Consider the following 12,425-nt stretch of genomic DNA (forward strand, 5'->3'; position numbering starts at 1 on the left):
TCCCCGTCGTCGGGGCCTGGGTCGTCGGAGGGCGCGTCGTCTTCCTCGCGGCGCCGGCGCGCGGCGGCGATCGCGGCCCGGTCCGGGGTCTCGGCTCAGGTCGGCCTGGCCCGGCACGAGTCTCCCTCGCGCGGGGCCCGGCTGGCGCGGGCCGCGGTCACCCTGGTCGAGCACCTGCCGCACACCCTGGCCGCGCTCGCGGCGGGGTACCTGTCCGAGCGGCGCGCCGAGCTGGTCGTCAGGGCGACCAGCCACCTGAGCGCGCAGCTGCGCGCCGTCGTGGACGCCGAGGTGATCGGCGCGAACACGCCCGCGCCCGGGGACCCGGCCGGGACCGGGTGCGCCGGCTGGGGCGACCGGCAGCTCGAGCGTCGAGTGCGCGCCTGCGCCGACCGGCTCGACCCGCAGGCCGCCGTGGCTCGAGCCGCAGCCGCGGCCGCGGACCGGCGCGTGACCTGCCGGCCGGTGCCGGACTGCATGGCGCTGGTCGCCGCGCTGCTACCTGTGCAGATGGCCGTCGCGGTGTACGCGGCCCTGACCCAGGCCGCCGCGGCCGCCAAGGCGGCCGGCGACCCGCGCAGCCGCGGGCAGGTGATGGCCGACACCCTGTTCCAGCGGGTCACCGGGCAGGCCAGCGCCGACGAGATCGACATCGAGGTACAGGTCGTGATCACCGACCGGGCCCTGTTCGCCGGCGACGACACGCCCGCACACGTCCCCGGCTACGGGCCGGTCCCGGCCGGGTGGGTCCGCGACCTGCTCACCCGCGACCTGCACCCACCCGGCACGAGCAGACCACCCGGCTCGCCCACCCAAGACCCCGCGACGCGAGACCCCGCGACGCCAGACCCCGAGGCCCGAGACACCGCGACACCAGACCCCGCGATGCGAGACCCCGAGACGCCAGACCCCCAGGCCCGAGCCGCCAAGAGGTGGCTGCGGCGCCTCTACACCCACCCGGGCACCGGCACCCTGGTCGGGCTCGACTCCACCGCGCGGCTCTTCCCGGCCGGGCTGCGCCGCTACCTGATCGCCCGCGACGGGGTGTGCCGCACCCCGTGGTGCGACGCCCCGATCCGGCACGCCGACCACATCAGGCCGCACAGCCGCGGCGGGCCGACCAGCGCCAGCAACGGGCAAGGCCTGTGCATCGCCTGCAACCTGACCAAGGACCTGCCCGGCTGGCACTCCGAGGTGACCGACCCCGGCCCGGGCCGCGGCGGCGCAGGCCCGCACACCACACGGATCACCACCCCCACCGGACACACCCACACCTCCACCGCGCCACCCGTCCTACCCGCACACCAAGAGCCCGCACAGCGCGAGCCCACACACCACGAGCCCACACACCACGAGCCCGCCCGCGGGCTCCAGTCGTCGACTCCCGCCGATCCGGACCAATGCCCTGACGAGCGCCCGCGCCGCGACGAGACCATCCGCGACAACGACATCAGCGACATCACCGACGGCGACCTCAGCCCCCTCGAGCAACACCTCGCCGACCTGCTCGCCGCCGCCTGACCACACGGATCATCGCTCAGCTGAGGATGTCGGCACGCCGGAATCGCCGGTAGCCGAGCTGGACGAACAGGATCGTCCAGACCAGCGCCCAGAGCACCCCATGCACGACGTCGTCCCAGACCGGGCTCGGCGCGATGAGCTCCTGCCACGCGTTGGCGTAGTGGCCGGGGAAGGCGTTGCGCCACGGGTCGAGCGCGTCGATCTGATCGAGGATCGACAGGACGATCGAGGTGAGGACCGCACCGCCGACCGACGCGAGCGGTGCGTCCGAGCGCACCCCGATCCAGAAGGCGATCGCCGCGATCGGCAGCATCGTGACGTAGATGTAGGCCACCGCGACCGCCAGGCGCGCGAGGTAGGTGCTCCAGCCGAGGTCCTCGCCGAGCGGGTTGGTCAGCGGCGCCCACCCGTAGGCGACGCCCCCGACGAGCAGCGCCCACGCCACGAGCACGACCGTCGCGAGCGCGGTCAGGGTCAGGCCGACCGCCAGCTTGCTGGTCAGCAGCCGCGCCCGGCGCACGGGCGCGATGAGCAGGTAGCGCAGCGAAGCCCACGAGGCCTCGGCCGGCACCGAGTCGCCGCAGAACAGTGCGGCGAGCAGGATGAGCAACAGCTGCGAGCTGACGAACAGGGTGAAGAGGGTGAAGTTCGCCGACCCCGTCTGGGCGAGGTCGATGAAGCGCGCCGTCGTGCCCGCGCGCCGCCCGCTCGAGCTGTCGCCGAAGGCGAACGCGACCACGAGGATGATCGGCAGCGCGACGACGAGGGCGAACGCGACCCGGGTGCGGCGACGCCCCCACTGGCGGCGCCACTCCGCGCGGAAGGAGAGTGGGCGGCATACCTGCCGCAGGTCGTATGCCGCTGTGCCGGCCTGCGTGCTCACCGTGACCTCACCTGCCTCAGTCGTTCGATGAGGGATGCGCCCGAATCGGCCCCCTGGCTCGAGCCGTTCGCGGCGGCTGCGCTGTCGATGACACCGAGGAAGACCTCCTCGAGATGGCGGCGGCTGCTCACCCCGACGACGGGCAGACCGACGTCGACGGCGGTGCGTACGACGGCGTCACGGGCGAGGTCGGCGACGACGACGAGTCGGGTCTCGGTGTCGATGCGCACCTCGGTGATCCCGGTGCGTCGGCCCAGCTCTGCGCAGAGCCCGGCCACGTCGGCGCGGTCGAGGCCCTCGGCGAGGTCGAGGACCGTCGTGTCGGCGCTGTCGAGCAGGTCGGCCACCCGGCCGGCGGTGACGACCCGGCCGGCGTGCATGACGACGACGTCGGTGCAGGTCAGCTCGACCTCGGCGAGCAGATGGCTCGAGATGACGACGGTGCGGCCGGTCTCGGCGTAGCGGCGCAGGATCGGGCGCATCGCCGCGATCTGGGGCGGGTCGAGGCCGTTGGTCGGCTCGTCGAGGACGAGCAGCTCCGGCAGGCCGAGCATGGCCTGGGCGATGCCGAGTCGCTGCTTCATCCCGTGGCTGTAGGACTTGACCGGCCGCTCGAGTGCGCCACCGAGCGCTGCGACGTCGATGGCTTCGGCCAGGTGGGCCCCGGCCGGGTCCATGCCGGTCGCCGCCCAGTAGGCCTCGAGGTTCTCGCGGCCGGTCAGGTGGGGCAGGAAACCAGGGCCTTCGATGAGTGCGCCGACGCGGCGCAGCACGGACGAGCCTGCCGTGACGGGCCGCCCGAGGACATGGACAGTGCCGGAGTCGGGCCGGATCAGGCCCATGACCATCCGCATCGTCGTCGTCTTGCCGGCGCCGTTGGGCCCGAGCAGGCCGACGACCTGGCCCTTCTCGGCGCGCCATGAGACGTCGTCGACGGCCCGGTGGCCGTCCGAGTAGGTCTTGACGAGGTGCTCGACGACGAGCGGGACCTCGGCGAGGTCGGGGCGGGTCGGCTCGTGGGTGCGGCGGCGGCGACGGACCAGCGCGGTGCCGAGCCAGGCGAGCAGAAGGACTGCGATGGCGGTCAGGGCGATCGTGTCCTCGGTGTCGACCCCTCGGGTCGCTCCCGCGATCGGGGTGCCGTCGGGGCCCCCGGCCCGCCCGGAGCCCCGGGCCACCCCCCCCCCCCCCCCGGGGGGGGCGCGGGCGCGGGGGGGGGGGGGGGCGCCCGGGCCGTGGGGGCCGGGGGGCGCCTCGACCGAGACGCCGGCGGGCGTGCGGTCGTTGGTGAAGCTCGTCTCGGTGGACGTGAGGAGCACCCGCCAGCTGCTGCCGGCGGGCATGGGATAGGTCGCGGCCGGGAGCGAGACCGTGACCGGGGTGGGCCGGCCCGGGGTGACCGGCACGCGGATCGGGGCGACGAGCGCGTGCGGCAGGGTCGCCTGCCCGCCGGCCACTCGCCACAGCGAGGCGAAGAGCGTGACGACGGGCCGGTTCGAGGTGACCGAGAGCCGGATCGTCGGGGAGCCGACGACCGTGATGGGCTCGCGGACCGGGTCGGTGTTCAGGGCGACCGACTGACCCGGCAGGGCCGCGAGCCGGTAGGTCGAGAGGGACCCGCTGACGCCGCTGGCCGACAGGCCGGGGACCGCGACCATGGCGGCCGGTTGCCCGCCGGGCGGACGCAGCGCGGCCCCGCCGTGGGAAGCCAGCGGCAACGACCGGGCCGGCAGGGCCGGCTGCGCGGGCTGGGCGGGGTCGGTCGTGGGTGAGGACGCACCCGCGGTCGCCGAGGCCGGCGCGAGCCCGGGGTAGGCCGGCAGCGACCACAGGTCGGCGGGCTGGTTGCGTTTCGCCGATGCGGTCGCATAGACGAAACCCGGTGTCGGCAGGGCGGACCCAGGATCGGAGCCCGCCTTGACCCAGTGGTCGAGCCAGCCGAAGGACGCGTCCTGCTCCTCCTGCTCGCGCGAGCTCGGCGCGTCGTGGCCGCCGTCGCTCCACCGGACCGCGACCGGGGTGCCGGCCGCGGCGAGCCCGCGAGCCGTCGCGTCGCTCTGGTCGAGGCCGAAGAGCGAGTCGGCCATGCCCTGGATCAGCAGGGTCGGGGCCGTGACGTGGTCCACCACGGCCGCGGGACTGTGGGCGCGAAGCAGGGTGAGCAGCCGGTCGCTGGGGACCCCGGTCTGCGCGGTCTCGACGAAGAGCCGGCAGATGGTCGGGTCGAACCGCCCGCACGCCCCCGCCGGCGCTCCCTTCCGGGCCGCTGCGGAGGAAGTCGGCCCGGCGGACGCGGGCCCAGCCGACACAGCACCCATGAAGAAGGCCGAGGCCCAGTCCTGCTTGAAGGGGCCGGGCGTGGCGATCGACGCACGCCCGGCCGGGGTCGGCAGCGGACCGGTCAGGACCGCCTGCGGGAAGAACGCCTGCGACAGGTCGTTCCACGTCATCGCCGCGACGACGCCGTCGATGCGCGGGTCGGTCCCGGCGAGCAGGAGGGCGAGCGCGCCACCGTAGGACGCCCCCATCACGCCGGCTCGCGGATCTCCGGGTGAGTCCAGCTGTACGTCAGGGCGTTTCGCAGCGAGGCCGAGCAGGGCCTTGGCATCCGCGACCTCGTAGTTCGGGTCGTCGAGGTGGATCCGGCCTCCGGAGTCGCCGAAGCCGCGAGCCGTCCACGTGACCACGACATAGCCGCGGTTCTGCAGCTCTCGCGCCTGCAGAGCCACCGAGTCCTTCGTGCCGCCGAACCCGTGCGCGAGCAACACGACCGGATGCCGGCCACCGCCCGGCTGGCCGTAGACGGAGGCGTCGAGCGTGACCTTCGTGCGGTCGGGCTCGGCGCCGACCGGGACGGTCAGGCTCTCGGCCGGCTGCTCCGCGGCCGAGACCGCGGTGGGGGCCGCGACGAGGCTTCCGACCGTGAGCAGCGCCGCGAGCCCGGCCACGCGCACGACCCGGGCGACCCGTCGGGAGGCCCGGTGAGCGGCATACCCCCCGATGGGCCTCACGCGCGACACGGTCACATCACATCACGACGCGGCAGGGCACTCGAGGGCGACCGCCACGGCGCGACATACCCGGTGGCGGCGTTCGCTGCCGAGCCGGCCGAGCCGTTCCACCAGGAGACTCACACTGACCGACTCGAGCGAGTCGCAGTTCACCACACACTGCCGCGGCACGGGGTCTGGCCCCGGCTCGAGCTCGACCTCACTGGAGAGTCCTCGAAACGTCGTCGTGCACGGTGCCACCACCGCGCGGCCCAGCCCACGGACCGCCGCGGAGCGAGAGAGGACGACAACCGGCCGCCGGGCGAACTGGGGGGACTCGCACCACCAGACCTCCCCGTGCTCGGGCAGCTGCGTCACGACGCACCGACGGCGGCGCGCCATGCAGCGAGATCGCCCCACTCGTCAGGCTCGTCGAGCGGGTGTTGCACGTAGGCCACGGCATAGGCGGCCTCCGTGGCGCAGCGGTCATACTCGGCCAACAGCGCCCGCAGGGCGTCCTCGAGCAGGGACGAGTCGGTCCCGCCCTGATGAGCCTCTCGCGCGGCCCGGAGCAGGTCCTGGTCAACCGTCGTGCTCACCCTTACTCGCGTCATGCCACAATCATGCCACTGCAATGGCTTGGCTGGACTGATCGGGCGCTCTTTCGGTCGACACATCGATCCCCCGCCCGTGGCAGCGTGGTGCCCGGTCAGCGACCAGCCGACCGGGCGGCGCGGCGCTCGACCGCCCACACGATGACGAAGCACACGACGAAGACGATCAGCGGTGGCACGTACCGCACCAGTCCTTCGAGCTGGAGCCAGCGGTACGGCGCCGCCGCGAACGAGAGCGCGCCGAACCCGAGCAGGTAGTAGACGATCGCCAACCCGCCGTAGACGATCCCGGCCAGGCCGATCACGTTGATGAGGAAGCGCTGCCCGGCGGTGGTCGCCGGCTCGGTCGGGTCAGCCACCGGCCTGCCCTTCCCGAGCCTCGAGCAGGTGCTCCCGCCCGAACAGGACGGCTGCCGCACGCCCCGTCGGCGTGCCCGCGTCGAGGTCCGCACCGGCCGCGACGAGCGCGCGCACGATGTCGTCCTCGCCCTTGAAGATCGCCCCCGCCACCGGCGACTGGTCGCGGTCGTTGCGCAGGTCGACGTCGGCGCCGCGGGCGATGAGCGCCTGGGCCGTCTCGGCCCGTCCGCGGTAGGCAGCGAGCATCAGGAGGGTGTTGCCCTCGCGGTCGGTGACGTCGACGGGCAGGCCGTGCTCGACGAAGTCGACCAGCTCTGCCGTCCGCCCCTCCCGCGCGAGGTCCATAGCGAGCGCGACGACCTGCTCCTGTTGCTCCGGGGTGAGCGCTGCTCCCGTCATGCCCCGACCCTACGCACGACTCGTCACGTCGTAGTGCCGGGCCAGGCACACCGCCGCCCCGGCGCCGACGACGTGCCAGACGGCGTGTCCTTGCAGCAGGCTCGTCGGGTCGCACCACGTCCCCATCACGTCGAGCAGCCAGATGGCGTATGCCGCCGTGAGCAGACCCAGCGCAAGCCACAGCCACCGCTGTGGCTGGAAGGCGGCGACCGGGATGCGGGTCCGGGACAGCTCGAGGGCGACAGCGACGGCGAGGATGACTCCGAAGACGACGCGCCGGGTCGCCGGCCAGGTCCACAGGACGCGCAGCAGGATCGCTTGCAGCGCCAGACCGAGCAGCACGGCGAGGCGGGGGCGGGCGAACCCGCGGCGGGCCACCGCCCCGCCGAGGATGACGATCGCGAGCCCCGCCATCGTCCACGTGTCGAGGAACTCGGTGACCCGCGTCAGCGTCGCGTGGAAGGCGAAGCTCGCCCCACCGACAGCGACGAGGGTGGCACCCAGCAGCATCCGCAGCACTCGCTCGCGGTGGGCCGGTTTGCCGGTCGGCAGGAACACCACGACACCGGCCGCGACGAAGGCGAGCGATGACCACGCGTTGACCGGCTGTGCGAGGCCCGTGGAGTGGACTGCCTCGCAGAAGCAGCCGGTCGGGAGGCACGTCGCGCCGCCGCTGGCCATGACGTGACGGTACCCCGTGGATGGTGCCGCCAGGATGTCGGGCCGTACCGCCCAGTGGATGCCCACGTCACCGGCGCCCGGGGTTTGCTAGGAAGACCCCCATGGCAACTACTGCGCTTCGAGGCACCCCCGTCGAGACCATCGGCGACCTGCCGACCGTGGGCGACGTCGCCCCCGAGTTCACCCTCGCGACGACCGACCTGAAGGACGTGACCCGTCCCGAGGGCAAGCGGGTCGTCCTCAACATCTTCCCCAGTGTCGACACCGGCATCTGCGCGGCGAGCGTGCGCCGGTTCAACGAGATCGCGGCCGGGCTCGAGGGCGTCGAGGTCATCTGCGCCTCCGAGGACCTGCCCTTCGCGCTCAAGCGCTTCTGCGGTGCCGAGGGGATCGAGAACGTCACGCCCGCGTCCGCGTTCCGCTCGACGTTCGGTGAGGACTACGGCGTGACCCTGACCGCGACCGGCATGAAAGGCCTGCTCGCCCGCTCGGTCGTCGTCATCGACACGGACGGAACGGTGCTGCACAGCCAGCTCGTGCCGGAGATCACGACCGAGCCCGACTACGCCGCCGCGGTCGCCTCGCTGGGCTGAGGGCGGCCTTCGGGTCCGAAGTGCGCCCGCCGTCACCCTGACATGCCCGGGCGGCGCCGCCTACCCTCGGAAGGGTGACGACCGACGGACGCTGGGGGCGCCGGGCGCTCTCCGCCGCCGCCCTCGTGGCGGCTTTCGCCGTCGCGATGGTCGTGCTGAGCCCGTCACGACCCGGGCCCGAGGGCGCAGCCGCCCCGACTCGCCTCTCCCCCGCCGAGGAGTACGCACAAGCAGCACTCCAGCTCATGCAGGAGCGGGCCCTGCTGGTCGACGAGGCAACGTGGCCCGGCGTCGTCCGGAAGACCATGGCGGCGGTGCACACCGCCCGCAGCCCGGCGCAGACGTACCCTGCGCTCGGCACTGCCCTGGCGCAGGCGGCCGGTCCCGCTGGGATGCTCATACCTCCCGAAGACGCCCACGCCCCAGAGGTCGCCGAACCGGTCGACGTCCGGACCTCAGGCGGAGTCGGCCGGGTCACGGTGCCGGCCATCGGTGAGATGCGCACGAATGACGCATCCGCCCGGGCCGCGGCCGTTGCAGACCGGGTGGGGATGGCCCGCAACCGGACGACGTGCGGCTGGCTGGTCGACCTGCGGGACACCGCGTCGCAGACCGACTGGGGCGCGATCGCCGGACTCGAACCCCTGCTCCGGCCGGGCTGGGTCTTCGGCTTCAGGGACCGCAACGACAGGGAGTACCGGGTCTCGGTGGCGATGGGATCGGTGTTCGTCGACGGGCGGCCACTGGCGACCTCCGGCCGTTCCGGCACGAGGAACGAGCGGCCGGTTGCCGTGCTCCAGTCGGCCCGCACCGCCGGCGCGGGCGAGGCCCTTGCGCTCGCTTTCAAGCAGGAGGACCAACACCGGGTGCGGACCTTCGGGGAGGACACCAGCGGCCAGCCCCTCCTGGAGTCCTTCCCGCTGTCCGACGGCGCGCGGCTCGTGCTGCCCACGCACCGTCTCGTCGACGTCGCCGGCCACACCTACCCGAAGGGCGTTCCGCCTACGGTGCGCACGGATGCCCCGGAGCGCATGGCGCTCGACTGGCTCCATCAGCAGTGTCGGTGACTGAACCGCCCGGAACAAGGTCGCCCCCTCAGCGCGTGTCGGCGTCGACCCAGTCGAACGTCCTCGTCACCGCCTTGCACCACTGCCGGTAGAGCCGGTCACGCTCTGCGGCATCCATCCTCGGCGACCAGCGCCCGCCCTCGCCCCAGTTGGCGGCCACCTCGCTGGGACCCGACCAGTACCCGACAGCCAGCCCAGCGGCATACGCCGCCCCGAGCGCGGTCGTCTCGGCGACCTTCGGGCGCACCACGTCGACGCCGAGCAGGTCGGCCTGGAACTGCATGAGCGTGTCGTTGGCGACCATGCCACCGTCCACCTTGAGCTCAGCCAAAGGTGCACCGGACCCGGAGGCTGCGGCGTCGAGGTTCATCGCGTCGAGCACTTCGCGGGTCTGGAACGCCGTGGCCTCCAAGGCTGCTCGGGCGATGTGTCCCTTGTTGACGAACCGGGTCAGTCCGACGAGCGCGCCCCGCGCATCGGGCCGCCAGTGCGGCGCGAAGAGGCCGGAGAAGGCCGGCACGAAGTAGGCGCCGCCGTTGTCCTGCACCGTCGCGGCGAGCGTCTCGACCTGCGCCGCGGTCTCGATGATGCCGAGGTTGTCGCGCAACCACTGCACGAGCGAGCCGGTGACGGCGATCGACCCCTCCAGCGCGTAGACGGGAGCGGCGTCACCGAGCCGGTAGCAGACCGTCGTCAGCAGCCCGTGCTGCGACCGGACGATCTGTTCGCCGGTGTTGAGCAGCATGAAGTTTCCGGTGCCGTAGGTGTTCTTCGCCGTGCCCGGCTCGAGACAGGCCTGGCCGAAGGTCGCGGCCTGCTGGTCGCCGAGGATCCCGGCGACCGGGACCCCGGCGAGGATGCCCGGCGTGATGGTGGCGTAGACCTCGCAGGAGGAACGGATCTCGGGCAGCATCGCGAGCGGCACCCCCACCTCGGCGGTGATCGCCTCGTCCCAGTCGAGGGTGCGCAGGTCCATCAGGAGGGTGCGCGACGCGTTCGTGACGTCCGTGACGTGGATGCCGCCCTCGGATGCGCCACCGGTGAGGTTCCACAGCAGCCAGGTGTCGATCGTGCCGGCGAGCAGGTCGCCCGCCTCGGCGCGTTGCCGCGCCCCGTCGACGTGCTCGAGGATCCACCGGATCTTGGGCCCGGCGAAGTATGTCGCGAGCGGCAGTCCGGTCGTCGCCGCGAACCGCTGCGGCCCCTGGTCACCCGCCAGCTCGTCACAGATCGCCTGGGTCCGGGTGTCCTGCCAGACGATGGCGTCGTGCACCGGCGCTCCAGTCGCGCGCTCCCAGACGACGGCGGTCTCGCGCTGGTTGGTGATGCCGACCGCAGCCACCTGACCGGCGTTGAGGTTGGCCTTGCCGAGCGCACCGCCGAGGACCGCCCGGGTGTTCTGCCAGATCTCGAGCGGGTCGTGCTCGACCCAGCCGGCCCGAGGGAAGATCTGCCGGTGCTCGCGCTGGTCGACCGCGACGACGTCGCCGGCTCGGTCGAAGACCATCGCGCGGGTGCTCGTGGTGCCCTGGTCGATCGCGACGACGTAGTCCATCGGCCGACCGTATCGTCCGCCACCGCATCGCCGGCCACCTCATCGTCGGCGACAGCAACATCCGCTATCGCGACCCGTCGGCCCGACCGATCGGATGCGCTGCCTGCGCGCACCCGGCACAATCGGGGACGTGGCCACCAGCGCGCTCATCTCCGCGGTCCGGAGGGTCCAGGCGGGCTGGGCGGTCGCGACGACCGCAGCCCACCTGGCCCCGATCGTCCTGTTCGTGCTGGCTTTCGACCGCGGCGGACCGACCCTGCTCGTGGCGTGCTCGGTATTGATCTCCGTACTCGGCATCCTCGCGAACTCGCGTGTCGGGATGCTCGCCGACCGGCTGCCCCTGACCCGCGTGCTCCGCTGGGTCGTGGCCCTGGGGTCGGCCGCCATGGTCCTCAGTGCCGTCTCCGCGCTCGCCCGCTGGCCGGCGGTCGTCAGTGTCGCCACCGGGTCGCTCGCCGTGGCTCTGCTCAGCACCTACCGGCCCCTGCAGGCCGCGCTCCTGCCCTGGATCGTCCACACGCCTCGTGAGCTGGCCCGGGCGAACATCGGCGCCGCAGGGACAGAGAGCATCGCCTCGCTGGTCGGCCCGGCCCTGGCGGGGGTCGTCCTGCTGGTCACGTCTCCGGCCGACGCCGTGGTGGCCTGCGCCCTGTGCGCCGTCTTCGCGCCCCTCCCGCTCCTGGGTCTGTCGGTCGCCCAGGCGGCACCCGCCCGACGCGATCCCGTGAGCCGCCGGGAGTCGTATGCCGCTGGGCTCGTCGCGCTCTGGCGCGCCGTCCCCGGGGGCGGCGCCTCGGTACTCTCTGCCGCGCAGACCTTCGCGCGTGGCGCGCTCCAGGTCCTGCTCGTCCTGCTCGTGCTCGAGACGTTCCGGCTGGGCAACGACACGGTGGGGTGGCTCTGGGCGGCGATGGGAGTCGGCGGGCTGGTCGGGGCGCTCGTCGGGTCACGGGCCTTGCGCGTGACGCGGCTCGCGCGCGGCTTCGTGCTCGGTGTGATGCTCTGGGGGGTCGGGCTCGTGGTCGTGGCAGTCACCAGCTCGAGCCCGTGGACCGCGGGCCTGGGCATGCTCGTCGTCGGCTTCGGCAACGCGGTCGAGGATGCCAGCATGTTCACCTTCATCGCCCGGCGGGCACCCCACGGGGCAGTGGCTCGGGCGCTGTCGGCGATCGAGATCATCGCCTTCACGTCGATGGCCCTCGGGTCGCTGGCCGCGCCCGGTCTGGCACAGGCCGTCGGCCAACGCGGCGCCACCCTAGCCATCGGCGTGATCGTCGTCGTGCTGGCGCTCGCCTACGCCCTCACGTTCCACCGCATCGACGGTGCGGCCACCGAGAGCGCAGGACATGCCGACTTCCTCGCCGACGTCGAGGTCTTCGAGGTGCTGCCCGTCGTCCTCGTCGAGCATCTGGCCGGGCGCCTGGAACGCAACGACTACGCCACCGGCACGGTCGTGATCCGCGAGGGAGCCGAAGGCGACTCCTTCCACATCGTGGCGAGCGGTAGCGCAACGGTCGACGTCCACGGCTCGCCGCGCCCTCCGCTCGGGCCGGGTGACGGGTTCGGCGAGATCGCGCTGCTGCGCCAGAGCGCTCGGACCGCAACCGTCACCGCTGCGGAGCCGCTCACGACGTACAGTCTCGAGCGCGACGACTTCCTCACGGCCATCCAGGGCCGTTCCGCCTCGGCCGAGGCGCTGGCCGACCTGCGGCTGTCCCGCGACACGAAGCCATGACCTGCTCGCCGGCCGGGCTCGCCGGCC

The 12,425-nt window shown here is 73.2% G+C and carries 12 protein-coding genes; 4 read left to right on the forward strand and 8 right to left on the reverse strand.

Going from position 1 to position 12,425, the window contains the following annotated elements; genetic code table 11:
- The coding region (locus L0H79_RS06345; protein ID WP_301483734.1) for an HNH endonuclease signature motif containing protein at nucleotides 1-1,521 on the forward strand (1,521 nt) is incomplete at its 5' end.
- Nucleotides 1,522-1,537: 16 nt separating this feature from the next.
- Here L0H79_RS06345 and L0H79_RS06350 read toward each other — a convergent pair.
- The 7 genes from L0H79_RS06350 to L0H79_RS06380 form a co-directional block, all read right to left on the reverse strand.
- Nucleotides 1,538-2,404, reverse strand: coding sequence for an ABC transporter permease (locus tag L0H79_RS06350; protein ID WP_301483735.1), 867 nt, complete (start codon nucleotides 2,402-2,404; stop codon nucleotides 1,538-1,540).
- Complete coding sequence (locus L0H79_RS06355) at nucleotides 2,401-5,415, reverse strand: alpha/beta fold hydrolase (protein ID WP_301483736.1); 3,015 nt, start codon at nucleotides 5,413-5,415, stop codon at nucleotides 2,401-2,403. The genes L0H79_RS06350 and L0H79_RS06355 overlap by 4 nt, the downstream gene beginning before the upstream one ends.
- A 21-nt stretch (nucleotides 5,416-5,436) precedes the next feature.
- Entirely contained in the window at nucleotides 5,437-5,796 is a 360-nt protein-coding gene (locus L0H79_RS06360; protein WP_301483737.1) for a type II toxin-antitoxin system PemK/MazF family toxin, read from the reverse strand.
- Entirely contained in the window at nucleotides 5,769-6,008 is a 240-nt protein-coding gene (locus tag L0H79_RS06365; RefSeq protein WP_301483738.1) for an antitoxin MazE5, read from the reverse strand. Before L0H79_RS06365 ends, L0H79_RS06360 begins: the two co-directional genes overlap by 28 nt.
- Nucleotides 6,009-6,103: 95 nt before the next feature.
- The gene (locus L0H79_RS06370; RefSeq protein ID WP_301483739.1) at nucleotides 6,104-6,367 is read right to left on the reverse strand and encodes a hypothetical protein; all 264 of its coding nucleotides are present in this window, start codon (nucleotides 6,365-6,367) and stop codon (nucleotides 6,104-6,106) included.
- Nucleotides 6,360-6,767 carry an ankyrin repeat domain-containing protein gene (locus L0H79_RS06375; RefSeq protein ID WP_301483740.1) on the reverse strand — a complete coding sequence of 136 codons (408 nt, stop codon included), beginning with the start codon at nucleotides 6,765-6,767 and terminating at the stop codon, nucleotides 6,360-6,362. The genes L0H79_RS06370 and L0H79_RS06375 overlap by 8 nt, the downstream gene beginning before the upstream one ends.
- A 9-nt stretch (nucleotides 6,768-6,776) precedes the next feature.
- Nucleotides 6,777-7,448, reverse strand: coding sequence for a ceramidase domain-containing protein (locus L0H79_RS06380; protein ID WP_301483741.1), 672 nt, complete (start codon nucleotides 7,446-7,448; stop codon nucleotides 6,777-6,779).
- Nucleotides 7,449-7,549: 101 nt separating this feature from the next.
- Here L0H79_RS06380 and tpx point away from each other — a divergent pair, with 101 nt between their 5' ends.
- Both tpx and L0H79_RS06390 read left to right on the forward strand, forming a co-directional pair.
- Entirely contained in the window at nucleotides 7,550-8,041 is a 492-nt protein-coding gene (tpx, locus tag L0H79_RS06385) for a thiol peroxidase (protein WP_301483742.1), read from the forward strand.
- A gap of 74 nt (nucleotides 8,042-8,115) precedes the next feature.
- A complete protein-coding gene (locus L0H79_RS06390) occupies nucleotides 8,116-9,108 on the forward strand; it encodes a S41 family peptidase (RefSeq protein ID WP_301483743.1) in 993 nt (330 codons plus the stop codon).
- Between the two features lie 28 nt (nucleotides 9,109-9,136).
- Here L0H79_RS06390 and glpK read toward each other — a convergent pair whose 3' ends face one another.
- Nucleotides 9,137-10,663: a glycerol kinase GlpK gene (gene glpK / locus L0H79_RS06395; protein WP_301483744.1), complete on the reverse strand. Its 1,527-nt coding sequence runs from the start codon at nucleotides 10,661-10,663 to the stop codon at nucleotides 9,137-9,139.
- Between the two features lie 130 nt (nucleotides 10,664-10,793).
- On the opposite strand from glpK, the gene L0H79_RS06400 reads away from it, so the two are divergent.
- Nucleotides 10,794-12,398 carry an MFS transporter gene (locus tag L0H79_RS06400; protein WP_301483745.1) on the forward strand — a complete coding sequence of 535 codons (1,605 nt, stop codon included), beginning with the start codon at nucleotides 10,794-10,796 and terminating at the stop codon, nucleotides 12,396-12,398.
- Nucleotides 12,399-12,425: the final 27 nt, after the last annotated feature.

This window comes from Intrasporangium sp. (genome assembly GCF_030452765.1).
Lineage (GTDB): Bacteria > Actinomycetota > Actinomycetes > Actinomycetales > Dermatophilaceae > Intrasporangium_A.